Source organism: Streptomyces sp. TLI_55, assembly GCF_900206255.1.
Classification (GTDB): Bacteria; Actinomycetota; Actinomycetes; order Streptomycetales; family Streptomycetaceae; genus Streptomyces; species Streptomyces aquilus.
Map to the genome: position 1 here is coordinate 221,268 of NZ_OAOJ01000001.1, position 24,950 is coordinate 246,217.

Annotated in this window: 22 protein-coding genes; 12 read left to right on the plus strand and 10 right to left on the minus strand. The window is 71.5% G+C overall.

Annotation, left to right across the window (positions count from 1 at the left end):
* Positions 1 to 2: 2 nt before the first annotated feature.
* Positions 3 to 665, minus strand: coding sequence for a DUF7019 family protein (locus tag CRP56_RS01160; protein ID WP_097259555.1), 663 nt, complete (start codon positions 663 to 665; stop codon positions 3 to 5).
* A gap of 112 nt (positions 666 to 777) precedes the next feature.
* Positions 778 to 5,259 carry a CHAT domain-containing protein gene (locus tag CRP56_RS01165; RefSeq protein ID WP_143664881.1) on the minus strand — a complete coding sequence of 1,494 codons (4,482 nt, stop codon included), beginning with the start codon at positions 5,257 to 5,259 and terminating at the stop codon, positions 778 to 780.
* 67 nt (positions 5,260 to 5,326) lie between these two features.
* Between CRP56_RS01165 and CRP56_RS01170 the strand changes: the two genes are divergently transcribed.
* The 5 genes from CRP56_RS01170 (at position 5,327) to CRP56_RS01190 (ending at position 9,109) form a co-directional block, all read left to right on the plus strand.
* Complete coding sequence (locus CRP56_RS01170; RefSeq protein WP_097259557.1) at positions 5,327 to 5,716, plus strand: hypothetical protein; 390 nt, start codon at positions 5,327 to 5,329, stop codon at positions 5,714 to 5,716.
* Between the two features lie 5 nt (positions 5,717 to 5,721).
* Positions 5,722 to 6,534: a hypothetical protein gene (locus CRP56_RS01175; protein ID WP_097259558.1), complete on the plus strand. Its 813-nt coding sequence runs from the start codon at positions 5,722 to 5,724 to the stop codon at positions 6,532 to 6,534.
* A 132-nt stretch (positions 6,535 to 6,666) separates the two neighbouring features.
* On the plus strand, positions 6,667 to 7,101 hold the full coding sequence (locus CRP56_RS01180) for a hypothetical protein (protein ID WP_143664882.1): 435 nt from the start codon (positions 6,667 to 6,669) through the stop codon (positions 7,099 to 7,101).
* A 153-nt stretch (positions 7,102 to 7,254) separates the two neighbouring features.
* Entirely contained in the window at positions 7,255 to 8,115 is an 861-nt protein-coding gene (locus tag CRP56_RS01185; protein ID WP_097259560.1) for an NAD-dependent epimerase/dehydratase family protein, read from the plus strand.
* 115 nt (positions 8,116 to 8,230) lie between these two features.
* Positions 8,231 to 9,109: a LysR family transcriptional regulator gene (locus CRP56_RS01190; protein ID WP_097259561.1), complete on the plus strand. Its 879-nt coding sequence runs from the start codon at positions 8,231 to 8,233 to the stop codon at positions 9,107 to 9,109.
* Positions 9,110 to 9,211: 102 nt separating this feature from the next.
* Here CRP56_RS01190 and CRP56_RS01195 read toward each other — a convergent pair whose 3' ends face one another.
* Positions 9,212 to 10,063, minus strand: coding sequence for an MBL fold metallo-hydrolase (locus tag CRP56_RS01195; protein WP_257039965.1), 852 nt, complete (start codon positions 10,061 to 10,063; stop codon positions 9,212 to 9,214).
* Positions 10,064 to 10,163: 100 nt separating this feature from the next.
* Positions 10,164 to 11,648, minus strand: a complete 1,485-nt coding sequence (locus CRP56_RS01200; protein ID WP_097259562.1) for a glycosyltransferase family 39 protein — start codon at positions 11,646 to 11,648, stop codon at positions 10,164 to 10,166.
* A gap of 127 nt (positions 11,649 to 11,775) precedes the next feature.
* Here CRP56_RS01200 and CRP56_RS01205 point away from each other — a divergent pair, with 127 nt between their 5' ends.
* The 6 genes from CRP56_RS01205 to CRP56_RS01230 all read left to right on the plus strand — a co-directional run bounded on the left by CRP56_RS01205 (position 11,776) and on the right by CRP56_RS01230 (position 18,232).
* Positions 11,776 to 12,456, plus strand: coding sequence for a response regulator transcription factor (locus CRP56_RS01205; RefSeq protein ID WP_097259563.1), 681 nt, complete (start codon positions 11,776 to 11,778; stop codon positions 12,454 to 12,456).
* Positions 12,443 to 13,936, plus strand: coding sequence for a sensor histidine kinase (locus CRP56_RS01210; protein ID WP_097259564.1), 1,494 nt, complete (start codon positions 12,443 to 12,445; stop codon positions 13,934 to 13,936). Before CRP56_RS01205 ends, CRP56_RS01210 begins: the two co-directional genes overlap by 14 nt.
* A 379-nt stretch (positions 13,937 to 14,315) precedes the next feature.
* Positions 14,316 to 15,578, plus strand: coding sequence for a class-III pyridoxal-phosphate-dependent aminotransferase (locus CRP56_RS01215; RefSeq protein WP_257039966.1), 1,263 nt, complete (start codon positions 14,316 to 14,318; stop codon positions 15,576 to 15,578).
* On the plus strand, positions 15,571 to 16,569 hold the full coding sequence (locus CRP56_RS01220) for a phosphotransferase enzyme family protein (RefSeq protein ID WP_097259565.1): 999 nt from the start codon (positions 15,571 to 15,573) through the stop codon (positions 16,567 to 16,569). The genes CRP56_RS01215 and CRP56_RS01220 overlap by 8 nt, the downstream gene beginning before the upstream one ends.
* Complete coding sequence (locus CRP56_RS01225) at positions 16,559 to 17,362, plus strand: GntR family transcriptional regulator (RefSeq protein WP_097259566.1); 804 nt, start codon at positions 16,559 to 16,561, stop codon at positions 17,360 to 17,362. Before CRP56_RS01220 ends, CRP56_RS01225 begins: the two co-directional genes overlap by 11 nt.
* Positions 17,363 to 17,425: 63 nt before the next feature.
* Positions 17,426 to 18,232: an SDR family NAD(P)-dependent oxidoreductase gene (locus CRP56_RS01230; protein WP_097259567.1), complete on the plus strand. Its 807-nt coding sequence runs from the start codon at positions 17,426 to 17,428 to the stop codon at positions 18,230 to 18,232.
* Here CRP56_RS01230 and CRP56_RS01235 read toward each other — a convergent pair.
* Positions 18,223 to 19,734: an MFS transporter gene (locus tag CRP56_RS01235; protein WP_257041864.1), complete on the minus strand. Its 1,512-nt coding sequence runs from the start codon at positions 19,732 to 19,734 to the stop codon at positions 18,223 to 18,225. The genes CRP56_RS01230 and CRP56_RS01235 overlap by 10 nt on opposite strands.
* Positions 19,735 to 19,853: 119 nt before the next feature.
* Positions 19,854 to 20,234: a winged helix-turn-helix transcriptional regulator gene (locus CRP56_RS01240; protein WP_097259568.1), complete on the minus strand. Its 381-nt coding sequence runs from the start codon at positions 20,232 to 20,234 to the stop codon at positions 19,854 to 19,856.
* Positions 20,235 to 20,354: 120 nt separating this feature from the next.
* On the opposite strand from CRP56_RS01240, the gene CRP56_RS01245 reads away from it, so the two are divergent.
* Complete coding sequence (locus CRP56_RS01245) at positions 20,355 to 20,762, plus strand: RidA family protein (RefSeq protein ID WP_097259569.1); 408 nt, start codon at positions 20,355 to 20,357, stop codon at positions 20,760 to 20,762.
* A gap of 26 nt (positions 20,763 to 20,788) precedes the next feature.
* On the opposite strand, the gene CRP56_RS01250 is transcribed toward CRP56_RS01245, so the two are convergent.
* From CRP56_RS01250 to CRP56_RS01265, 4 genes are all read right to left on the minus strand, one after another.
* Positions 20,789 to 21,829, minus strand: coding sequence for an NAD(P)-dependent alcohol dehydrogenase (locus CRP56_RS01250; protein ID WP_097259570.1), 1,041 nt, complete (start codon positions 21,827 to 21,829; stop codon positions 20,789 to 20,791).
* A gap of 19 nt (positions 21,830 to 21,848) precedes the next feature.
* A complete protein-coding gene (locus CRP56_RS01255; RefSeq protein WP_097259571.1) occupies positions 21,849 to 22,646 on the minus strand; it encodes an SDR family NAD(P)-dependent oxidoreductase in 798 nt (265 codons plus the stop codon).
* A gap of 7 nt (positions 22,647 to 22,653) precedes the next feature.
* On the minus strand, positions 22,654 to 23,298 hold the full coding sequence (locus CRP56_RS01260) for a TetR/AcrR family transcriptional regulator (protein WP_097259572.1): 645 nt from the start codon (positions 23,296 to 23,298) through the stop codon (positions 22,654 to 22,656).
* A 79-nt stretch (positions 23,299 to 23,377) separates the two neighbouring features.
* Positions 23,378 to 24,838 (minus strand): MFS transporter, encoded by a 1,461-nt coding sequence (locus CRP56_RS01265; RefSeq protein ID WP_097259573.1) that lies wholly within the window; start codon positions 24,836 to 24,838, stop codon positions 23,378 to 23,380.
* Positions 24,839 to 24,950: the final 112 nt, after the last annotated feature.

Consider the following 24,950-nt stretch of genomic DNA (forward strand, 5'->3'; position numbering starts at 1 on the left):
CGTCAGTCCACCACGGCGGCGTACAGGGGTGTTCCCAGCAGCACCGACCTGCCGCTGCCGTCCGGGCTCTCGCCGTGCAGCAGCCGCTTCGCCACGAACTCGACGTGCTCCGTCGGCCAGCGCAGCCGCTCGACGGCCCGCTGAACCCGGCCCAGTGCCGCGCGATCGACGTGGTCCAGGTCGCCGTCCACCGCGTCGGCGACGTACTCGTCCTCCAGATCGGAGGTGATCCCGAGGCCGTCGAGCATGGAGGACATCATCGAGCGCCCCACGCCGTGCGCCTCGGCGTTCGGAACGTGGTCGAACACGTGCCGGTACGAGCCGCCCAGGGCGAGGACGGTGTGCTCGGTGCGCCCGCCGAAGAACACCAGGGAGGACGCGGGGTCGTCGCGGAACGCGCCCCAGCGCATCGGCAGCGAGCCCCAGAAGTACTGGCCGGGTTCGTCCACCGTGCCGAGGTCACCATGGTCGTGGAGGTAACGGACGACCGCCTCGAGACGGGTGATCCGGTCGCTCGGCAGGCCCTCGGTGGTGCGCTTCGCCAACAGCACGGAGAGGTTCACGCCCACCTCCGTCTGACGCTTGGCCCCGAACCCGGGGTCGATCTGCGGCAACAGCATGTCGACCTTGCTGTCGGAGATGTACACGTAGTAACTCGGCGACACTGCCGGATCCTCCCCGTCTCGACCTTCCCAGCGTATCGATCACGCCCCGTTGTGGGCCATGGGATGGGCGGGCGAAGGGAGTTGAGCGGTACGGCAGACCGAGATCGGGCGGCTACGGTCCAGCGTGGACGTACGCGGCCCAGATGTGCGGGTGGGGGACGCGCTCGCGGAGTTCGCGGATCGTGTCGTGCAGGGCGCGGGCGGGGCCGGGGGTGCCGGGTGCGGTCGTACGGCGGTAGAAGTCGCGGGTCACCTGGTCCGCGTGGGTGCTGTCGATCTTCCACAGGGTGCCGACCGCGGTGGGGAAGCCGGCGAGCAGGAACGAGCTCGTGATGTGGACGGCCTCGTCCGAGAGGTGCTCGGTGGTGCGTGCGGTGCCGCAGGCCGCCAGGAACGCGAGCTGGGCCGCGCGCGGGCGGACCTGGCAGATCTCCCGGACGGAGACGTGTTCGCCGCTGGGCAGGTGGAGCAGGGCACCCGAAGGCTCCGAGGGGTCCGTCGCCGCGTGGCAGCCGAAGTGCGCCCAGGAGGCCTCGTGCAGCGCCCCGAGCACGACGTCCCGGGTGGCCTGCGGGCCGATCAACGTCCGGTGCGCGCCGAGGAGTCCGGCGGCGTAGTCGGCGGCGCCCGCGACCCCGGGCAGGTCGTCCTCGGCCGCGGCGACCAGCAACGCCCTCCCGTGCTCGGCGGTGCCGCGCTGCCGCGCGCGGGCCCGGGTGTACGCCAGGGTCTGCAGCCCTGGCACGTACGACGACACCACCGCGTCGAGCGCGGCGCCGCAGCCGTCGGGCGCGCAGTCGGGCGACCGGCACTCGGCCGCGTGCAGCGGCAGGGCGCCGAAGGCTCCCGTCGGCACCCACCAGATGCGCGGCCACTCGGCATCGGCGGGGACGGCGCCCGCACAGCCCATCGCCTCCAGCACCGGGCGCACGATCGTGTGCCACGTCCAGTCCAGCGTCTGGCGGACCGTGTTCCCGGCGGCGACGAGCTGGAGCGGGGACGGTCTCGACCCGCCTTGCGTGTTGATGGCGTCGACCGCTTCCCGCAGCTGTCGGGACTTGTCGGTGACCTCCTCGACAGTGGCTTCGAGGGGCAGGGCGGTGATCGTCCGGTCGGTGACGACCAGGGCATGGCAGTAGCGCTTGCCACCGTGGTTGAGGACGACCACCGGGCCGTCGGCCGCGAGCCCCTTCAACTCCCCCGCGGTGAGCGGTCGCAGGAAGCCCTCGAAGCCGGGCCGGGTGCGGATCTCCCGTACGAGGTCGTCGAGCGCGCGGGAGGCGCGCAGGCCCGCCAGCCGGGCCCATTCGGCGTCGCCGGGCGCGGACGTCTGCGGCTGCGCCTCGATCTGTGCCGTCAGCCGCTCGAACTCGTCGGCCAGCCCGGGAAGTTGGGAGCGCAGCTCGCCGAGGTCGGCGCGGGCCTCGATCCGCCGGGTCAGCAGCAACCCGCGGCCCCGCTCCAGGAGTTCGGCGGCGCGGTCGACGTCGGGGCCCACGAGGGTGCGGTCGATGGCGGGGAGTGCGCCCGGGAGGCGCCCCGCTTGCAGTTCCTGAATCGACTCCTTCGCAGCCTTCAGATACTCCGGGAGGCGAGGGGCGACGTCACGCAGTTCGACATTGCAGAGGATCAGCTCGACGATCGTTCTGATGTCTCCCTCGAACTGCGACAGACCGTGCTCGGCCGAGGCCTGGTCGGCGCCCCGGTCGGTGAGGGTCGCCATCGCCTCGATGGCCTCTTCGAGATGATCCAGGGCCTGGCCGATCTGCTGCCGGCCCAGCGCGCCGGCCGCGGCGCCGATCTCACCGTGCGCCCGCAGCCACACCGGGACGCCCGCGTCCCGCACCGCCTCGGGTCCGGCGGTGCCGTCGACCCGGCCCAGGACGGGCGCGAGGCGGGCGGCGAGAAAGTCCTGCGGGGTGCCGTCCGCGCCGGAGGTCATGTCCGGCAGGCGTCCCCGGACGAAGAAGTCGAGGGCCGATCGCATCACGGCGGCCAGGTCGAACGGGGCGCCCTCGGGCAGCTCCTCCGTCGAGAGCGCCCGGCTCACCTCGTCCGCCTCGGCGAACAGCTCCTGCGCACGCGCCGGTTCGGTGGCCCGGAGCTCGACGGCACGTTGCGCGAGCGCCCGGGCGAGGGTCGTCGCGGCCATCACGCGCATGGGGTGTCCCGGGCCGCACCGTGCGAAGGTCGACCGGCACTCCTCGACCACGGTGTCGGAGAGGTCGGGGCGGCGGCCGCCCGCCGGTCCCACGGTGTCGGCGAGGTTGACGTAGATGTCGCCCATCAGGTCGTACCAGGGCCGCTCGGCGGTGGCGGGTGCGGCCTCGATGACGTCCCGCATCCGGCGGGCGATCTGCCGGGCCCGCTCCAGCTGGGCGGGTTCATGACCGAAGAGGTAGTTCTGCAGGGCGTTGTGGAACTCGGTGCGGGCGCCCAGCAGTTCGGTGTCGGTCTCGGTCGGCACCGGGTCGCCCGGCCGCAGTTCAGCCAGGACCTCCGGCCCGAAGGGTGCCCCCGGGTTGGAGGCGAGCAGGGCCGCCGCCTCCCGGGCGCCCTCCGCGTCGAAACCGCGGAACGACAGGACCGTGAGGGCGTTCGCGAGCATCCGGTCGAAGCCGCCCGGGAGGTCGACCCCGTGCTCGCGGCTCTCGCGCAGCAGCGCCACGATCTCTTCGAGGGCGGCGTAGTCGGGTGCCTTGGTGTTCCGGGCGGACAGGGCGCTGCCGAGCACGGCGGAGAGGTAGGGGCGCATCTCGTCGCCCTCGGGCGTGAGGTCACGCAGTTCCCGGATGGCCGCGATGTCGGCGTCGAGGGTCTCGGGGCCCTCCAGCCGGACCTCGCCCATGCGGGTCAACACCTCGAGCATGCGCCCCAGTTCGCCGTCCGGCACGCCCCCGGTCTCGGTCGAAGCCACCGCGACGGGCAACGCGACCTCGAACCGGCCCTGCCGCAGCAGCTCCGACACGGGGGACCCGGCCGGGGCGGCGGCCACCGCCTCCTCGGTCAGCTCCCGGCACTCGGCCTCGAACAGCCCGGCCCGCGCGGGCGCGCTGTCGCGCAGTGCCTCGGCCCGCATTCCGGTGAGCGCGGCCAGGACGGCGACATAGGCGTGCCGGTGCAGCCGGTCGGCGGGGAGGGCGGCGAGGGCGGTGCGGTAGCGGGCGATGTGCTCGTCGCCGCTGTCGTCGGGCTCGAACCCGGTGGACAGGAAGGCCAGTTCGATGTCGATGTCGACGGGGGTGCCGTCGAGCAGGGCCTGTTGCCGGGCCTGTTCGGCCAGCCGCCGGATGAGGGGGGCGGCCCGCTCCAGGTCGGCCGGGTCCTCGCTCTCGCTCGCCTCCTGCAGCTCCCGGAAGGCGGCGAACATCTCCCGCTGCTCGTCACTCAGGGCGACGCCGTCCAGGAGCGGCAGCATCCGCTCCAGGTCCTCGGCGGTGGCGGTGTCGACGCTCACCTCCTGCCACTGCCGGTAGGCGTCGAGCAGGTCCCGGTGCCGGTCGTCCAAGGCGCCGACGGAGGCGAGGAGTTCGGCTGCCTCCCTGGCCGACGCGCCGTCCTGGCGCGCCGCCGCCAGGGCTGCGAGGGCCCGGCCGAGGGCGGTGACGACCTGGGGGTGCGCGGGGTGCAGGGCGGGGGTGGCGGCCAGGGACGCGCGCAGCCGCCGTACGGCGCAGGCGACGCGGCCCAAGTCGTCCTCGGCCACACCGGCGTCGGCGAAGGCCGAGCCCACCCGCAGGTCGAACTCGCCGGGCCAGGTGACCGGCAGGGTGTGGAGGTGGCGCAGCTGGCCGAGCCCCTCGGCGGTCTCGGGCAGGAGGGTGACCTGCGGGACCGCCGCGATCAGCTCCTCGACGACGGCGAGCGGAGGCGTGCCGAGCAGTCGGCAGGTGTCGACCAGGGTGCGCAGGGCGGGCGCGGCGGCGGCCTGCACGATGGCGGGGTCGAGGGTGGCGGGCGCGAGAGCGGGGTCAGGAGGGGCGGGCGCGACGGCATTCAGCCGCGCGCACACCGCACGCGCGTAGCGCACGGCCACCAGCAGCGCGTCCGGGTCCACCATGAGCTTGAAGCGCTCGACGTGGAGTTCGAGGAGGTGAACCGTCAACTCCAGGAATCCGGCGTGGTCTTCGTCGAGCACGGACTCGAACGCCGACTCCGACCAGGCGATCGCGGCGGCGAGCGCAGCCGGCCGCTCCTCCGGCGGGCCGGTGACCGCGGCATCGGCGTGCGCCCTGCTCACCAGATAGGCGAAGCTCGCCTCGTTGGACGGGTCGGCGGGATCGAAGCGCTCCACGAGGATCTCCGGGAGCCCGGCCTGCGGAGGCAGTCGCGGGCACAGGTGCACGAAAGTGCCGACGATGACGGACAGATTCTGCTCCGCCTCGGGATCCTCGTCGCCCAGGTGCCGGAACCAGAAGGTCCAGAAGACCTGGACGACCGACTCCAGATCGACCGGCGCCTCCGGCGCGGGCGCGGCCTGCCGCAGCAGGGCCAGCGCGTCGGCCACCGCCTCCGGATCCCTCAACGGCGCTGGATCGCGGGTGTTCTGAGCCGTGACGAGGCGGGAGACCACTCGGCCGCGAAGGTCGGTCATAGATCGTTACATTAGTCTGACTGAAAGTCAGAGGGCAGTGATTCTCCATACGTTGAGGGAGGCCGCCGTGGGGGACGGGGCGAACGCGCGCAAACTGTACGAGGATGCGGTGGAATACCTGTGCCGTCATGCGGAAGAGCTGCGACCACTGATCCCCGACGCCGTCTGGGAGTCGGCGGTGCCGGTCGTACGGGACGCGGACCCGGCCGATGACGCGTGGCGCAACGCCGTACGCGAGCTGCACGAGGCCGTCGAGGCGGGTGGTGTCCCGAACGGGCTGGGGCTGCCCGCGGTGATGGGCGTGGGCGACTGGCCCAGTCACCGGGTACCGCGAGCGTCCGGCTGGGTGTGCCCCAAGCAGAACCGTTGTGGCCGCGTCGAGTTGCGCAACGGGGCCGCTACCCCGACCCCGACGTGTGCGTTGGGCGGCGCCGAGATGCGTCCGGCGGGCGGCTGACGGCGATGGGGCTTCTCATCGAGCTGCAGAAGCGCATACCCGACGGCTGGTTCCTGCGACGGCTGCTGCCCGCCGTGCTGTTCTTCGTGGTCGCGGTCGTGGGCGGCGGCGAGCTGGGGCACGCCCACTGGAACGACGTGTCCCTCGCACGGGAGAAGATCGCCGACGCGCTGCGGACGGGCGGCGGCCTGTCCGCGGACACCGCCGCCTCGCTCGTGCTCTTCGCGGTGCCGGTGGTGGCGGCGGCGTTCGCGGTGCCCTATCTCGCGTCCGGGATAGGGGCGTTGGCCGCCGGGACCTGGCCGTGGTGGCTGATGCCGGTGGGTGATCTCGTGACCCGGTGGCGGCGACGGCGCTGGGTGGAGCCGGACGAACTGGCCAGGAGATCCGTACGGGCGAGCGCCGACGGCAACGCACTGCGGGCCGCCCGCCTCGACGTGCGCAGGGCCGCCGCGCTCGAGAACGGACGGCCCGGCTCACCCACCTGGTCCGGCGACCGGTTCCATCGCACCGAGGAGACGATCAGACAGCAGGGCGACGACCTCGTCACCGGCTGGACCTCCCTCCTCCTCGGCGCCCAGGACCCACCCCGCGCCGCCCTGGCCGAGGCCCGCGACGCCTACGACGCGGCCTGCGAGGCCCTCGTGTGGAGCGCGGCGTTCACGATCCTCGGCGCGTGGTGGTGGCCCGCGGCGCCGGCCGGCATTCTGCTGGGCCTGGCGTCGTGGCGCACGCTGCGGCACGCGGTGCAGGCGTTGTGCCGGACGACGGAGGCGGCGTTCGCGTTGAGGGGGACGCAGCCGCCCACTCAGCCCTGAAGGAGGGGTGGGCCCTCAGGAGAGACGGGAGCAACGCCTCGTACCGGCAGACCGGACCGCTCGCTGCCTTGAGGGGGCGCACTTCTAGAGTGAGGCGTCGCGGCAGGGCATCAGGGGCGGGGAGGACAGCACATGGCGGAGCTTGCGGTTCCTGGGCCGGAGCCGGACTGGGAGCGGGCGCCGGAACACCAGGGCGGAAAGCGCAACCCAGCTCTGCAAGCGAGCATGTGGGAGTACGCGGCGGGAGCCTTCCGGCTGGTCGCGGGCCTGTCACCGTCGCTGGAGGTCCTGGCCGCACGACTGCGGTTGGACATCGAGCGGGGCTGGGAGGATCTGGGCCCGGTGGATGTGGCGATGTTCCGCATCCAGAAGATCGACTTCGCCCTCAGCCGGCTGGAGGGCAGTCCCAGTCCCGATGTCCTGGTCTGGGTCGGCCGCGCCGTAGCTGATACCGATGCGGCGCTCGACATCCTGCTCAACGCGCTCGGCATCGGCGAGGCAGCCCTCACCTTCCGCGGTGACACCGAGACCGGCTTCACCGACCTGCGGAACAACGTCGAGGCCTGAAGAGGTCTGGTCCGTAGCGCTGTGCATTCAACTCAGGCTCACTGATGCCCTTCGGGTATCAGGGGCGTCGAAAGAGGTCTTGGACGGGGAGGCACCCCTGGATTCAGGCTGGTCAGCGAAGGCAGAGGCCTACGAATGACAGGAGCCACCACCATGAAGATCTTCCTCACCGGCGGGTCCGGATACCTCGGCAAGGCCACGCTCAGTGCGCTGATCCGCGAGGGGCACACCGTGGAGGCGCTGGCCCGCAACGACCGCGCCGCCGAGACCGTCGGCTCCCTCGGGGCGACGCCGGTGCGGGGTGGGTTGGCCGATCTCGGGGTGCTGAACACGGCCGCGGCCCGCGCCGAAGCGGTCATCCACCTGGCACAGGCCGAGACCGGCGACGAGGACCTCGCGGCCGCCACCGCCATGCAGGACGGCATCGGCACCGGCCCGTATGTGCACACCGGCGGCACCTGGGTCTACGGCGACACCGACGGGGTCGTGGACGAGACCGCCCCCTGGAACCCCCCGTCCGTGGTCGCATGGCGCAAGTCGGTCGAGGACGCCGTCCTGCGACGCGCGCGGGAGGGCGGCCGGCCGGTCGTGGTGCAGCCCGGCCTGCTGTACGGCGGCGAGAACCGTCTGATCGACCTCTTCTACGGCGTTCCGGGCAGGGCAGCCGGCGCCGTCCCTTACATCGGCGACGGTGCCAATCGCTGGGCGCTGGTGCACGTCGACGACATCGCGACGCTGTACGTCGCCGCTCTGAAGGCGAAGCCCGGTTCGGTGTACGTAGGCGTGGGCGGGGTGAACCCGACGGCCAGGGAGTGCTCGCTGGCCGTCGCCCGCTCTGTCGGCCTCGACGGCAAGGTCGTCCCGATCACGCTGGAGCAGGCCCGCGAGCAGATGGGCCCGATCGCGGACGCCTTCGCCCTGGACCAACAGCTCACCCCCGCGCGCGCCGAGGCCGAGGTGGGGTGGGTCCCCGTGCACACCGACCCGCTGGCCGTCCTCGCCGGCGGCGAGTGAACGAGCAGGCAATGGGGGCCCGTCGCCGGCGACGGGCCACCTGGCCCATATCGGTAGATTGGTGACCGACTGAGCCGTCGGCCGGAGACCCAGAGGAAGTGAGCGGTGAGTCCGGGTGGATCTTGACCTGCGAAAGCTCCGGTACTTCGTGGCCGTCGCCGAGGAGCTCCACTTCGGACGCGCCGCCGAACGGCTGCACATCGCGCAACCGGTGCTGTCCCGGCAGATCCGCAGCCTGGAGGACGAGCTGGGCGTCGAGGTCTTCGACCGTGACCGGCGCGGCACGCTGCTCACCCCGGCCGGCGAGCAGTTGCTGCAGGACGCCGTCCCGCTGCTGGCCTCGGCACAGGCGCTGTTGCGGCGTGCGAAGGCGGCCGGGCAGGACACTCCGACGCTGACCATCGGCTTCATGCCGGGCATCACCCTCACCCCGGCCACGGCCGCCTTCGCCACCGTCCGGCCCGGCGTCAACGTACGCCTGCTGCGCACGAGTTGGGACGACCAGGTGGACGTACTGCTGGACGGCCGGGCGGACATCGGGGTCGTACGACTGCCCATCGACCAGCGCGGCCTCCAGGTGCGGCCCCTCTTCACGGAGCCCCGGCTCGTCATGCTGCCGGCCGAACACCCCCTGGCGGACCGGGTGTCGGTGACCGTCCGCGACCTCGCCGGCGAGCACCTGCTCCAGGACCCCGATGCCGTACCCGAGTGGCGGGACGTGGCGCTGGAACTGCGTGACGGGCGACGCCCCGAGGTCCCGGCGATCCACCAGGTGGAGGAGAAACTGGAACTGGTGGCCTCCGGCGCCGGAATCTGCGTACTCCCCTTGTCCACCGCCACCTTCTACACCCGCCCCGACGTGATCGCGCTGCCCGTGGAGGACATCGGCCCGAACGAAGTGGCCCTGGCGTGGGTGGCGTCACGCCGCTCCCCGCTCCTCCACGACTTCGCCGAGGCCGCCGCGAAAACCCTGGGCCGAACTCGACCCCGGTAAGGTCGGCCAGGACGACGGCCAGCCGGGCTTCCGCACGGCCCAACACCGAACGCTCGTCACGCGGACCCGCATGCGGCGTAAGGCCACGCCCCAAGGCAGCAGTCACGTCCCCGACGGCCGCGGCTGTTCCGGCGGAACCGAGCTCTCGGCGATCGCCATCCACTGGTCCAGGTCAGCCTGAGTGAACTCTGTCCATGGGGGGATCTCGGGGAGCCGACGGAGGAAGTCATAGGCCTCGGAGATCTTGGTGCCTTGGAGGACCGGGCAATGACAGCCGACGACGGCCTCGGCGTTCAGGCGTTGGAAGTCGTCCACGACCGTCCGGAACTTCTGGCTGTCCAGCAATGCCACCCAGGGAGAAACCAGTCGTCCGCCGAAGAACTGGCCGTCGCGGAATTCGTCCGGCGACAACGCCGCTACGTCCGGCATCGGGGTCGGTACGTTCGTGGCGAAGGTGTCGACGGACCACAGAACGCTGGTCTTCGAATCGAAGAGGGCGCGCGTGGTGGGGTTGTCGTACAGGGGCGGTCGTTTGGCGACCAGGGTGCGGTCACCCACGTCGATCGTGTCGCCGTCGGTCATGAAGCGGCACCGGTTGATGGGGGTCTCCCACTCCTCGGCCATGCGGCCGATGGAGAACCATGTGGTCAGCAGGGTCGCATTCGGGCATTGGGCGAGCACCGCCAGGAGGTTGCCCGCGTGGTCGCGGTCGTCGTGGGTGAGGAAGATCCACCGTACGTCCAGAGGATCCACGACGGACCAGGCTGCCTCCAGCCACTGAGAGCGCACTGCGGGTGCCCCGGTGTCCACCAGAACCGGCTCGGCTCCCCGGATGACCATCGAGTTCATCGGAAAGTGGCCGACCGGTGGGGCCTCGAGGGCCCACGGGATGACGAACGTCTCCTCGGCGATCTTGTACGGCTGCAGAAGGTTGAACGTTTCCATGGTGTGCATCGCTGCTCTCCCTAGAACGGAGTCGCGCAGCATCCCTGATTCCAGTGCAGCCCCGAAAAAGGCCCTCGTCAAACGCAGGGGCGATGGCCGGGCCGGGAGATCAGGGCCCCTTCTCCGCAGACGCGTGGTGGTCTCGTACATAGACGGTGACCCGCGCCCCGTTGACATGGGTTGTTCCGGACTCGCGGAAGTAGCGCCGCAGAGTGCTTGTCTTCGCTGTCTCCTGCGGGCTGCTCAGCGAGTGGGCACCCGCCGCGCGGACGGCGACGATCCGGTCGAATTCCAGCATGCGGGCCGCGATGTCCTGGGCGGGTAGCTCGACACCTGCCAGCGTGTTGGACGAAACAGGGGCCTGTGCGAGGGCCAGGTCCGTCAGGTGACGGATGTCCGAGGGGTTGGCCGCGGTCAGGATCCGGTGTTGACCGGAGAGGTAGAGCAGCCCGTCGCCAGGGCGGCCTGCCTTGCGTACGGCGGCGGCGATGGCTGTGGCGTCGTTGCTTCGGGCCTGGGGTGTTCTCAGCGCCAGGCTCTGCGGGACGAGCGCGGCCAGTACGGCAACCGTGGCGATCCACGCCGTGCGGCGAAACCGCTGACGCCGGTCGAAGCAGTCGATCAAGGCACCCAGCAGCAAGGCGAATCCGATGTTGCCGTAGAGCACGTACCGGTCGACGAAAAACGGCCTGACCAGTGAGGCGGTCAGCAGCACAAGGCCCGGAAGCACAAGGATCGGCACCGCCAGCGTGGAAAGCCGCACCGGCTTCCTTCCCGCCAGGGGCGCCCGGGTACACGCCACGCCCACCACCGCGACGACCAGGAAGTAGCCGGGCCGCACCGGTCCGGCCATCCAGGACAGTTGCCCCGACTGCCCCACACTGCAGATCGCCAGCGGCAACAGGCCGGCCACCACGCCCACGGCCGCGACACTCCATGCCGCGAGCACCGGCCGTGGGACGCGGGAGACGACGAGGGTGACGCCGTGTGCGGCCAGGGCGAGGACCGCGAACTCGTGGAGCAGGCAGGCCACGAGCATGGTGAAGCCATAGACCGCCCACCGCCACCGGGTGCGTTGCGGGACGCCGGTCACCAGCGCATAGGTGGCCCAGGTGACCAGGGCGCAGACCATGGCATAGGAGCGGCCTTCCTGCGCGTACCTCTGCACCTGGGGAAGGACCGGAAACACCAGCCCTGCCAGCAGCCCGACGCGAGGGCCCGCCAGGCGTAGCCCCACGAGCCCGACTCCACCTGCGGCAAGGCATGTTGCCAGCACGGACGGCAGGCGCAGGGTCACCAGGCCGCCGCCGAAAACAGCGAAGATCTCATGCATGACGGCGTAATAGACGGCGTGGACCAGGTCGACGTGCTGGGCGGTGAGCCAGATCTGCGAAAGGTCGCGGTGCGCGAGCTGATACGTGACGACCTCGTCCCCCCACAGGGTGTTCTGCCGACGGACACCCCACAACCCCAGCACCATGGCCAGTGACGACGGCGCGATGACGACCACTGCTGTGGCCCGGCTCGGTGATGGTCGACGTACGGGAAGGGAAACGGTTCTGGCCAGGGCGGGGCCACGTGCGGCAACGGACATCGACGACGGGTCCTTTCAGCGGGAGCGAAAAACCCCGTCAGCGTGCACGGACCTCGTTGACGCGATGCTGACCCAACCTGACCGGCCGATCAGGAACGCGGTCAGGTGCTGTGCGAGGCTGCACGGCATGCGCATCCTGGTCGTCGAAGACGAAGTGGACCTTGCCCACACCCTGCACACCGGCCTGAGCGCCGAGGGCTACAGCGTCGACCTCGCCCATGACGGCCGGCAGGGACTGTGGATGGCCCGCACCGGCGAATACGCCCTGGTCGTCCTGGACTTGATGCTGCCCGGACTCAACGGCTACAAGGTCTGCGCCCAACTGCGCCGGGAGGGCAACTCCACTCCCATCCTGGTACTGACCGCCAAGGACGGCGACTGGGATCAGGCCGAGGCCCTGGACACGGGGGCCGACGACTACCTGGCGAAACCCTTCTCCTACGTGGTGCTCGTCGCACGCCTGCGCGCCCTGGTCAGACGAGCCGCCACGGTCGCCCCGACCGTCCTCGCCGTGGGCGACCTCTCGCTGGACGTCGGCGGCCGGATCTGTCGCCGGGCCGGGGTCCGAGTGGAGCTCACCCCCCGGGAGTTCGCCGTGCTGGAACTGCTGGCGCGCAGGGCGGGCCAGGCGGTCTCCAAAGCGGATCTGCTGTACCACGCGTGGCCCGACGAAGCCTGGGATCCCAACCTGGTGGAGGCGCGGGTCAGCGCCCTGCGCAAGAAGGTGGACGCCGCGTTCCACCGGCAGTCCCTGCAGACCGTACGCGGTATCGGTTACCGGCTGGTGGACGACCGTGAACGCGACTGAGCCGAGGCGTCGCTGGTGGCCGCGTTCGGTACGAGCCCGCGCGGCCCTGGCCGCCGCCGTCACCGCGGCCGTGATCCTGACCGGCATGGGCTGGTGGGTGCACCGCGAGGTCTACCGCCAGAGCACGCAGATCGCCGAGGAACAAGCCCGCGAGCATCTCCTCGCCCTCGTCGACCAGTTGAACGACGGGGTGGTTCCCGTACGCAGAAGCGCCGTGCCGTACGAGGTCGTCGCGACCGGCCGACGCTCCGCTGTCGCCGCCGGCGGAGGCATGGACGACTTCGCTTCCGGCACCCGCCATGTGCTGCCGGCCCCGTCCGGTCCCTCCGCCCCGGTGGACGACACCGCGGCATGGTCCTACACGGTCCGTCCCCTCCGTATACCGGTGCGCCGCGACTACGACCCCGGGAGCGGACTCGACCTGGCGGGCGGGACCTACCCGGTCCTGTACGCCGATGTCCGGGCCGCCGAACTGAGCAGTGCCGAAGCCGCCGCTCTGGGCGTCTCCGCCGACGCCACGCTACGGGCCTATGTGGTGCTGCTTCCCGACACGGCCGAGGCCATCACCCAGACCACCGACGGCCTGCTGCTGCGCGCCGGGCTCGTCGGCCTCGTACTGATCGCCGCCGCCGCGTACTTCACCGTCCGTATCGCGCTGCGGCCGGTGGAGGCCATCCGCGTCCTCACCGCCTCGGTCACCCCGAACGACCCCCGCGAACGCGTCACCGTCCCCGCCACCGGCCACGAGATCGCCGCCCTGGCCACCACCATCAACGCCACCCTGCAACGCCTCGACACCGCCGCCGCCCAGCAGCGCCGCTTCGTCGCGGACGCCGCCCACGAACTGCGCAGCCCCCTCACCACACTGCTCACCAGCCTGGAAGTCGCGCTCGCCTACCCGGAACGCACCGACTGGCCCGCCGCGGCCACGACCGCCGCACGACAGACCCGCCGCCTCCAGGCCCTCGCCGAAGACCTGCTGCTCCTCGCCCGTCTCGACACCCGTACCGCCGCAACCGACCCCGACACCGTCGACCTGACAGCCCTCGCCTCCCGGCTGACCGAGCAATACCCCCTCGCCGAACGGCCGTTGACCCTCACCTGCGACAGCACCGCCCCCGCCTACGTGCGCGGAAACCCCGACGAATACGAACGCCTCCTGCGCAACCTCGTCGACAACGCCGTCCGTCACGCCACGCACCGCATCCAGATCACCGTCCGCAAGGAAGCTGACGGGGTCATCCTCACCGTGCACGACGACGGCCCTGGCATCCCCACTGAGCACACCGAGCGCATCTTCGAACGCTTCGTCCGACTCGACGACGCCCGCTCCCGAGACCACGGCGGCACCGGCCTGGGCCTCGCCATCGCCCGCGACCTGGCCCACCGCCACGGCGGCACCCTCACCCTGGCTCCCCGGACCCTGGGGGCCTGCTTCGAGCTACGCCTGCCCCAATCCCCCACCCCGATCGACAAATGACACGCTTGACCGCGACAGCCTCCGCTGGGTGTCGCGCTGATTCGCTGACTGCAACCTGGGGGCCGAGGCCGGCTGTTCGTAGTCGACGAACCGTTTGTGGTCGGCCATCAGCTCGGCCGCTGCTGGTCACCATGAGGGTTCCCCGCGTTCCGACGACGTCTTGGAGAGCGCCGATGAGGGTCTGCGGTCCGCCTGTCCCGTAGCCGGGTCACGCACCATCCCTGAGCCACGGACCTGGGGCACCTGCATGTGTGCCCGGTACCGGACCACAACCGGACCTCAAGCGTTACGCGTCCGATCCAGCGGCCACACCAGGACGCAAAGAGCCCGGCCGACCGTGGAGTCGTTCACGGAGAGCCGCTCTCGAGGAGGCCGGGCGTTGGGGATCGAGCAGTTGTCGATGTACGGGTACGGGTCCAAGGCGGAGGTGCTCGCCGACGCGCGGCGGTACTGGAACCCGGACAAGACCGCGTTCTGGCAGGACGAGGGCGTCCCGCTCGTCGTCGGGGACCGGTCCGGGTACCGCCTCACCGATGTCGACGGGCACGAGGTGATCGACGTCCATCTGAACGGCGGCACCTACAACCTCGGGCATCGCAACCCCGAGTTGGTGGACTCCCTCACCCACGCCGTCCGGCATCTCGACATCGGCAACCACCACTTCCCCACCCCGGGCCGCGCCGCCCTGGCCCGCCGGCTGGTCGAGGCGACGCCGGGTGCGGACAAGGTCGTCTTCGGGTCCAGCGGCGGGGAAGCGGTGGACGTCGCGCTGAAGAGCGCCCGGTACGCCACCGGCCGGCGGAAGATCGTGTCGGTCGTGAAGGCGTACCACGGGCACACCGGACTCGCCGTCGCCACGGGCGACTCGCGGTTCTCGCGGCTGTTCCGCTCGGACAACCCCGGCGAGTTCGTCCAGGTGCCGTTCAACGACCTCGACGCGATGACGGCGGCCCTCTCCGGCCAGGACACCGCCGCCGTCATCATGGAGACGATCCCGGCGACCTACGGCTTCCCGATGCCCGAGCCCGGCTATCTGGCCGCCGTCAAACGGGCCTGCGAGGACACCGGCACCCTCTACGTCGCCGACGAGGTCCAGACCGGCCTCGGCCGGACCGGCGAGCTGTGGGGCGTGTACGACGAAGGCGTCACCCCGGACGTCCTGGTGACCGGCAAGGGCCTCGGCGGCGGCCTCTACCCGGTCAGCGCCGCCCTCCTCGGCCCGGCGGCGAGCGGCTGGCTGGAGCACGACGGCTTCGCCCACATGGCGACCTTCGGCGGCGCCGAACTCGGCTGTGCCGTGGCCGCGAAGGTCCTGGAGATCACCCAGCGGGCCGAGACCCGCGCCAACGTCCGCCGGCGCATCGACCAGGTCGCCGAGGGCCTCGCGGAACTGCGCGCCGAGCTGCCCGACGCGCTCACCGGGATCCGCCAGAAGGGCCTGGTCATCGGCCTGGAGTTCGGCGCCGTCGGTGCGAAGCCGGTCATGACCGAGCTCTACCGGCAGGGCGTGTGGGCGATCTTCTCCACGCTCGACCCGGCCGTCCTCCAGTTCAAGCCAGGTCTGCTGCTCACCGGGCAGGAGACGGCCGAGATCCTCACCCGCCTGCGGGACGCCGTACGGAAGGTGGCTTCCCATGTCTGACACCTGGGACGGGCAGATCACCGCCGCGCTCACCGCGTACGGCCGTGCCGGCGCCCTGTCCGGCGCCCGGCTGCTGAGCCTCTCGGAGAACGCCACCTACCTGTGCACCTTCACCGACACCCCCGAACCGCTCGTCCTGCGCCTGCACCGGCCCGGGTTTCGCACCCTGCCGCAGATCCGCAGCGAGCTGATGTGGACCGAGCGGCTGCGTGCGGACGGCGCGGTCGCCACACCCGCGGTCGTTCCGACCTCGGCGGGCGAGGCGGCGGCGAGCTTCCCCGGTGCGGGCGGCGTGCTCCAGCACGCGGCGCTCTTCGAGTTCGCGCCCGGCACCGAGCCCGACACCACCGACTTCGCCCGCGTCATGGAGATCGTCGGGCGGGAGACCGCGGCCCTGCACGAGCACGCGTCGCGGTGGCAGCGGCCCGACGGCTTCACTCGGCCCGAGTGGGACCTCGACCACCTGATCGGCGCCGCCTCGCTGTGGGGCCGCTGGCGGGACAACCCCGATGTGCGCCCGGACGGCGTCGAGGTCCTCGCCCGGGCCGAGGAGAAACTGACCCGCGAACTCGACGCATACGGCCAAGGCCCGGCCGAGTTCGGTCTCATCCACGGCGACCTGCGCGCCGCCAACCTCCTCGTCGCCTCCGACGCCGTACGGCTGATCGACTTCGACGACTGCGGCAACGGCTGGTTCCTGTACGACCTGGCGTGCTCCCTGTCGTTCGTCGAGCACGATCCGCGGGCCGCGCACTGGGTGGCCGCATGGCTGCGCGGCTACGAGGCACGTCGGCCGCTGCGGGAGGAGGACGTACGGGCCGTTCCCGCGCTGGTGATGCTGCGTCGGCTGATGCTCGTCGCCTGGGTGCACAAGCGCGGGGACACGCCCTTCGCCGCCTCGCTCCGGCCGGCGTTCGCGGCGCAGTCCGTCGAAGTCGCCCGGCACTACCTGGCCGACGGCTACCTCACCGCCGTACGCCATGACCACTGAGCGGAGCCCGCTCGGCCCGGCCGCGGGCCGGGTCGCGGCCGGTGTGCTGACGATGATCGGGCGCGGTGAGGTGCGCATGGGAGGCCGGCTGCCTCCCGAGCGCCGGCTGACGGAGATGTTCGGCACCAGCCGGGAGTCGGTCCGGCGGGCGCTGGCCTGGCTCGAAGCGGAGGGCGAGGTGCGCAGGCTGCGCGGGAAGGCCGGCGGCACTTTCGCGCTGCGCCCCAACCCCAACTGGCCCGTGTACAGCTGGAGTCGGCTCGCACACGGCCGCGACCGGCTGGTGGCGCGGCAGCCGGGAGTGGACGTGAACGTCCCCGCGCTGCTGCGGCACCAGGACTTCGCCGAAGCGACCCGGGTCGTGTCCACCGGGCTGCGGCGCGGCGCTCCGGAGGTCTGCGCCGGGCTCGGACTGCCGGAGGGGGCCGTCACGGTGGCGATCGAGCGGGTACGGCTCGCCGACGGGGTGCCGCTGTCGTGGGAGCGGCTGTTCGTGTCGGCCGAACGCTTCCCCCGGCTCCTGGACCAGGACCTGACCGGCTCCCTCTCCCAGGTGTTCCGCTACGTCTACGGCGTCACGGCGTGCGAGGTGTCCGAGCGGATCCGCGTCCGCCTCGCCGAGAGCCACCACACCCACCACCTCGACGTATCCGTCGGCCAGCCCCTGCTGGCGATCACCCGCACCTCCCACGACCAGCACGGCGAGCCCCTGGAGTTCTCCTACGACCTCTTCCGCGCCGACCGCACCGAACTCCACGTCTCGTCGACGAACCGCCCGGAGGTACGGCCATGACATCCAGAACCTCCCCGTGACGGCCGGACTCCTTCCCCCCAACTCCCCGATCAAGGAACCCATATGAACTCACAGCCCCAGACCAGGAAGGTCGCCGTCGTCGGCGGCACCCGAGGTATCGGCGCCGCCGTCACCTCCACCTTCGTCCGCGCCGGCCACGACGTCCTGCTGACGGGTCGGAACGTCCCTCAGGTCGTCCTGGAGAAGTTCCGTACCGAAGCGGCACGGGAGGGCCAGCGTGTCGAGGCGCTCGCCCTCGACTCCACCGCGCCGGACTCGGCCGAGCGGCTCGCCGAGGCCGCCTCCTCACTGCTCGGCGGCCTGGACGTGCTGTGCCTCAACGCGGGGATCTTCCCCAACAAACCGCTGGCGGAGCTGACGTACGCCGATGTCCGTGAGGTGTTCGCGGTGAACGTGGAGAGCCAGATGCTGGCCGTCGCCGCATGTCTGCCGCTGCTGCGGGAGTCGGCGGCGGGACGGGTCGTCCTCACCTCGTCGATCACCGGACCCGTCACCGGCTTCCCCGGCTGGAGCCACTACGGCGCGAGCAAGGCCGCCCAGTTGGGCTTCATGCGCACGGCGGCCCTGGAACTCGCCCCCTTCGGGATCACCGTCAACGCGGTTGCCCCCGGGAACGTGGCGACCGAGGGGCTCGACGGCATGGGAGAGGAGTACCTCGCCCGGATGACGGCGGCGATCCCGCTCGGCCGCCTGGCACGGCCCCAGGAGATCGCCGACGCGGTCGAGTTCCTCGCGAGCGAACGGGCGTCGTTCATCACGGGGCAGGTCGTCACTGTGGACGGCGGTCAGACGTTGCCCGAGTCGCCGGAGGCGGTACTGCCTGCCACGGGGCGGCCCACTCAGCTCTGACGGGAGTGGACCGGGCTGTTGGCGACTTCCTCCGGGCAGCGGCGCTGCGCGGCCTCGGCGCCCCGATCACGCAGCCAGTCCGTCACGGCCAGCGCCAGTGAGGCGGTCATGCCGACGAGCGCCACCCCGAGGGCGGCCAGCAGGGCGGTGCGGTAGTGGTCGGTGTCGCCCAGGACGAGGTAGTAGATGCCCGGTAGCGCCGCCGTGCCCACGGCCGCGCCGAGACGCTGGCCGGTCTGGAGGGCGCCGCCCGCCGCCCCGGCCATACGGACGGGGACCTCGCGCAGGGTCATGGTGATGTTCGGGGAGACCACGAACCCGCCGCCGATGCCGGCGGCGAAGAGGGCCGGCGCGGCCGCCCAGCGCGCCGCGTCGTCCGACACCAGCCACAGCAGCAGCGCGGTGGTGCCCAGACCGAGGATGACCGCGCTCAGCCCGCACACCGTGAGCACGCGGCCGAAGCGGTCCACGAGGCGGCCGGACATCACCGCGGCGGCGGCCGACCCGAGCGCGAAGGGAGTGACCGCCAGCCCGGACTGCAACGGGGTGAAGTCCAGCCCCCGCTGGAAGAAGAGGGCGAAGACGAGCCACACCCCGCTGAAGCCGACGAAGTAGAGCGTGCCGACGCCCGCGCCGACGGCGTAGCCGCGCACGGTGGAGAACAGTCGCGGGTCCAGTAGGGGCTGGGCGCCGCGGGCGACGAGGCGGTACTGGCGGCGGATGAAGAACACGAGGAGCACCGCGCCCACGGGGAAGAGCCACCAGAGGCGCCCGAGGCCGCCGGCGTCGGCCTGCACCAAGGGGTACATGACCGCCAGGACTCCCAGTCCGAGCAGGACGACGCCGGGAACGTCCACCGATCCTCGTCCGGAGCGTTCGACGCGTGGCAGCAGGCGCAGGCCGAGCAGGACGGCGAGGACGCCGATCGGGACGTTGACGAAGAAGATCCACCGCCAGCCGTCTGCCGAGCCGGCGAGAGCGAGGATCGCCCCGCCGGTCAGGGGCCCGGCGGCGGAGGAGATGCCCACGGTGGCGCCGAAGAAACCGAAGGCGCGGCCCCGTTCGGCGCCGCGGAACATCTGCTGGATGAGTGCGGAGTTCTGCGGGGCCATGAAGCCGGCGGCCAGGCCCTGGGCCAGTCGGGCCGCCACCAGCAGAGCGATGTCGGGGGCCGCGCCGCACGCCGCGCTGAAGAGGGTGAACGCGCTCAGGGCCAGCAGGAAGATACGCCGTCGATCGAGCGCGTCGCCGAGCCGTCCGGCGGTGACCAGGGCCAGCGCGAACGACAGCGCGTAACCGGAGACCACCCACTGCACCTGGGCGGGTGTGGCGCCCAGACCCCGTTGGATGGTGGGCAGGGCCACCGCCACGATCGTCACGTCGAGCAGGCTCATGAATCCGGCGACGAGCGTCACCCACAGCGCATGCCACCGGTTCGGATCCGGGGTGTACCCGGTCTCGTCACCGCCCGCCCGCGGTCCGCCCGCATCCGACTCCGACACCGCTGCCACAGGTCCCCTTCCACCGCTCCACGATCAGAGGACGGGTTCCCTCCCACGCTCCCGCACACACCCGGGCGACCGCCGGTCGTGGGCAGCCCAGTTCCCACCAGACCGCGTGCTCAGGCGTCGAAGCGGTGGCGGGCGGCCTCGATGTGGCCGAAGTAGCGGTGCGTCCAGTCGCACATTCCGTCGACGGTGGCGCGTAGGCCCTGGCCCGGCTCGGTGAGGGTGTACTCGACACGCGGCGGGACGGTGGGGTGCACGTCTCTCTCGACCAGGCCGTTGCGCTCCAGCATGCGCAGGTTCTGGGTGAGCATCTTGTGGCTGATGCCCTCGATCTCGGTCCGCAGTTCGCTGAAGCGCAAGGTGCGTTCACCGAGAGTCTCGATGATCAGGAACGCCCACTTGTTGGCAACTTCGGAGAAGATCTCTCGCGCCAACGAGTCCGCGCGCCTGAGGTCTGCGTCCTCGTTCGGGCCCTTGATCTGTTTGGTCACCATGAGGTTCCCCAGTCACTGAAAAGTGCGTTCTTCCATGTCAGCGTTCACTCTCCTACGGTTTCTGAGTAACCACAAGAGAGCGTCGGCACCCGCGGGCGCTCAAGACAGGAGACACGCAGCATGGCCATCAACCTCGTCAACCCGACCGGCTTGCCCACGATCGATGTCTACCGGCAGGTGTCCATCGCAACGGGGTCGAAGCTCGTCTTCATCGCGGGCCAGGTCGCCTGGGACGCCGAAGGGATCACCGTCGGCGAAGGCGACCTCGCCGCGCAGGTCGAGCAGTGCTACCTCAATATCGGCACCGCTCTGGCCGAGGCCGGCGGCTCCTTCGACGACGTGGCGAAGCTGACCTTCTACGTCGTCGACTGGACCCCCGACAAGATGCCCCCGCTCCTGGAGGGCATCTCCCGGGCGTCCGCGAAGCTGGGCGTCACCCCGGTCCCGCCGGCCACGCTGCTGGGTGTCGCGGCCCTGGACGTCCCCGACCATCTGGTCGAGATCGAGGCCACCGCAGTCCTCGACTGAACGGCAGCTCTACAGCCCCGTCCGCGTCAGCCGTGCGGCAGGATCACCGCGCGTCCGTTGATCTTCCCGGCGTGCAGGCGCTCGTAGGCCAGCGGGGCCTCGTCCAGCGAGAACGTCTCGGTGTGGACCGACACCGCACCGGCCCGGGCCAGCCCGAGGACCTCGATGAGTTCGCCGCGGCTGCCCCAGTAGGGCGCGGTGACGGACACCTCGAACGGGAGGTGTCCGAACCCGACGGGCAGCGCCCCGCCGCCGATGCCGACGATGGTCACGTCGGCTTCCACGGCGGCCACGGCACCCGCGGTGCGTACGGTCGGCTCGGCGCCGACGAAGTCGAAGACCGCTTCGGCTCCCAGGCCTCCGGTGAGCCGACGGACCGCGTCCGCGGCCCCGGCGTCCGACAGGACCGCCTCGTGCGCGCCGACCTCACGGGCCAGGCGCAGCTTGTCCTCGCCGACGTCGAGCGCGATCACCCGGGCCGGTGTCAGCGCGCGCAGCAGCTGGATGGCGACATGCCCGAGCCCGCCGGCGCCGATGACCACGGCCGTCGAGCCCGGCACCAGCTTGGGCAGCGACCGCTTGATCGCGTGGTACGGGGTGAGCCCGGCGTCCGTCAGCGGCACGGCGGCGACGGGGTCGAGCCCGTCGAGCGCCACCAGGTGGCGCGGGTCGTCCACGAGCAGGTACTCCGCCATGGCGCCCGGCGCCCCGAGTCCGGGCGGGCGGATGCCCAGCTCGTCGGCGCGCAGGCAGTAGTTCTCCTTGCCCTCGGCGCACTTGGCGCAGGTCCCGCAGCCCCAGGGTCCGTAGACCGCGACGGAGTCGCCCTCCCGTACACCGCTGACGCCCGCGCCGAGCGCGGCGACGGTGCCGACGCCTTCGTGGCCGAGGGTGAGCGGAAGCTCGTAGGGGAACCCTTCGGGGGGCCAGCTCATCACGGCGATGTCGGAGTGGCACACGCCGGCGGCGGTGACCTTCAACAGGACCTGGCCGGGGCCGGGTTCGGGGTCGGGGACGGTGACCACCTCGGGCGGTGCGCCGATGGTTCGGTACTGAAGCGCCTTCATGATCGAACTCCTCTGCGACTCAGACGGCCGTGTAGGCGCCGTCGACCAGGTGGTAGCTGCCGGCCACGAAGGAAGCGCGGTCGGAGAGGAGGAAGGCGATCAGTTCGGCCACCTCCTCGGGGCGGCCCAGCCGGCCGGCCGGGTGAAGGCCCACGAGGCCGTCGTAGGCGGCCTGGTCCATGCCCTTCAGCAGCGGAGTCTCGATGAAGCCGGGGCCGACCGCGTTGACACGGATGCCCTTGGCAGCGTACTCGGCGGCGGTGGTCTTGGTCAGGCCGACCACTCCGTGCTTGGCGGCCACGTAGGCGGGGGAGCCGGCGAAGCCGACCGAGCCGAGGATGGAGGCCACGTTGACGATGGCGCCGCCGCGGCCGGTGGACTCGATGGCGGGGAGTTCGTAGCGCAGGGAGTAGAAGACCCCGTCGAGGTTGGTGCGGACGACGCGGTCGTAGGCGGCGATGTCGTACGCGCCCGTCGGGGCGCTCGGACCGCCGATGCCGGCGTTGTTCACGGCGAGGTCGAGGCCGCCGTAGGTCTCGACGGCGAAGGCGACGGCCGCCTCGACGGAGTCCGGGCGGGTGACGTCGAGTTCGACCGCGGCGGCCTTGATGCCTTCGGCGCGCAGTGCGGCGGCGGCCTGCTCGGCGCCCTCGGCGTTGTGGTCGGCGATGACGACGTTGGCGCCGCCCGCGCCCAGTCGGCAGGCGGTCGCGAGGCCGATGCCGGAGGCGGCGCCGGTGACGAGGGCGGTGCGCCCGGCGAACTCGGTGGCGTAGTCGGTCGTGGTCCCGGTCGCGTTCTCGGTGGTGGTGCTCATGGTGCTCTCACTCTTCGGCAGTGCTGTCGGGGGCCGCGGACGCGGCCTCCGCGATCAGGGCGTCGTAGGCCTGTTCCACCAGGGCGGCGAGGTCTGCGGCTCCCGAGTCGGGGTCGGCGGCGCGGCGTGCCCAGAGACGCAGCGCCGCCGTGAGGACGCCGGCGGCGGCGTCGACGACGACGGCGGGGCGCAGGTCCCGCACGTCGTCGGTGCCGAGCCGCTCGGCGAGGATGCGGATCGAGTCCTCCTGGGCGTCGACGCGGATGCGTTCGTACGCGGCGAACAGGGCGGGCTCGCGGTCGACCAGGGCCATCAGGGCGCGCATCTTGGGGCGCAGATGGTGGGCCGGGTTGTCGTCGTCGGCGAGCCAGGCGCGCACGGCACGTCGGTAGGCCAGCAGGGGCGGCTCGGTCGCGGGGCGGTCCCGCAGCAGCGCGTTGATGCGGTCGCCGTCGCCGCGCACGAAGTCGAGTGCGGCGTCCTCCTTGCCGGTGAAGTGCCGGCTGAAGGTGCGGCGGGTGACGTCCGCGCGCTCGGCGATCGCCTCGACGGTGGTGTGGGCGAGGCCGCGTTCCAGGATCAGGTCGACGGCGGCGACGGCCATGGCGTTCCTGGTCTGTCGTGCCTTGCGCTGTCGCCGGTCCTCAGTCATGTCTTCCACCGTACACCTTGATGTCCCAATGAGACATCTGACCCATTGGGACACCACTGCCGGGCTTGGCCCTGACGCCTCAGGCCGACTCCTCCACCGTGTGCGAGTTGGTCAGGGTGAGAGCGCCGGCTGCCGCGATCAGGCCGACGAGCACGGCCAGGACGCCGTAGATGATCCGCTCGCCGTCGAAGAAGGACTGCACGAGGTCGCCGCTCCAGGTGCCCGCGGGCAGTTGGGTGGTGACCAGCGCGGCGATCAAGGTGCCGACGACGGCGGTGCCGACGCTGGTGCCGACTTCCTGGGCGGTGTCGTTGAGCGCCGCGGCGATCGAGGTGCGGTTGTCCGGCATCGCGTCGACCAGGGCGATGGCGCAGATCGTCATGACGGTGCGCAGCCCGATGGTCATCACGACCATGGCGGCGGCGATGGCGGCGTACCCGTGGTCGACGCCCCAGGCGAGCCCGGCGAGCGCACCGGCCAGGCAGGCCGCGCCGACCAGACAGGCGACGCGGTGGCCGAACTTCTTGGCGAGCCCTTCCGACACGGGGGTCGCGACGATCATCGTCACGATGATCGGCAGGTTCGCCAGGCCGGCCCGCACGGGGCTCCATCCGTAGGCGTACTGGAAATGGAGGATGAGCCCGAACATCACGCCGGCCATCGCGATGGACGTTCCGATCTGGGCGATGGCGGCACCGCGGACGGTCCCGCTGGAGAAGACGGCGAGGTCCAGCATGGGCGCCGAGCTGCGGCGCTCGTGCCGGACGAACCCGAGGCCCGCGGCCACGGCTCCGGCGATCGACGCGAGCGTGGTCGCGGAGAGCCAGCCGTGCTCGACACCGCTGGTCAGCGCGTAGCAGGCCAGGCCGATGGCGAGGACGCTCAGGACGGCGCCCGGGAGGTCGAGCCGGTCGTTCGTCAGGTCCTGAGGGCGGTCGGCGGCGACGCCGAGCCGCACCCCGATGGCGGCGATCAGCGCGATCGGCGCGTTGATCAGCAGGAGCCACTGCCAGCTCACGTGGGCGAGTGCCGTACCGCCGAGCAGCGGTCCGAGCACGAACCCGGACATGCCGACGACGATCATCAGGGTCATCGCGCGCATCCGCAGCGCCTGCTCGTCGAACAGCCGGAAGACGAGCGAGTTGGTGATCGGCGCCATGGCGGCGGCGGCAATGCCGAGCCCGGCGCGCAGGGCTATGAGCTGCCCGGCGGAGTCGACGGCGATGACGCACAGACTCAGCAGGCCGAACACGGCGAGGCCGATCAGCAGCACGCGGCGGCGTCCGACGCGGTCGGCCAGGGAGCCGGCCGTCAGCAGGAGGCCGCCGAAGGTGAGCGAGTAGGCGCCGGTGACCCACTGCAGGTCGGTGGTGCCGCCGCCGAGGTCGCGGCCGATGGTCGGCAGCGCGATCGAGAGCAGGGTGTTGTCGACCATCTCGACGAAGAAGGCCAGGCAGAGCGCGGCCAGCGGAATCCAGGCAGCGCGCAGGGATGAGTAGGTACGGGTTGGGGCTGACTCGGTGGTGGTGGTCGCGGTCATGGCCGGCCTCCTGTACGTGGGAACGGAAGCGTGGGAACGGAAGCGGTGGAACGGGATTCGATTAACGAACGACGTTCCATACTGGAACGCCGTTCGAGAGTAGAACGTCGTT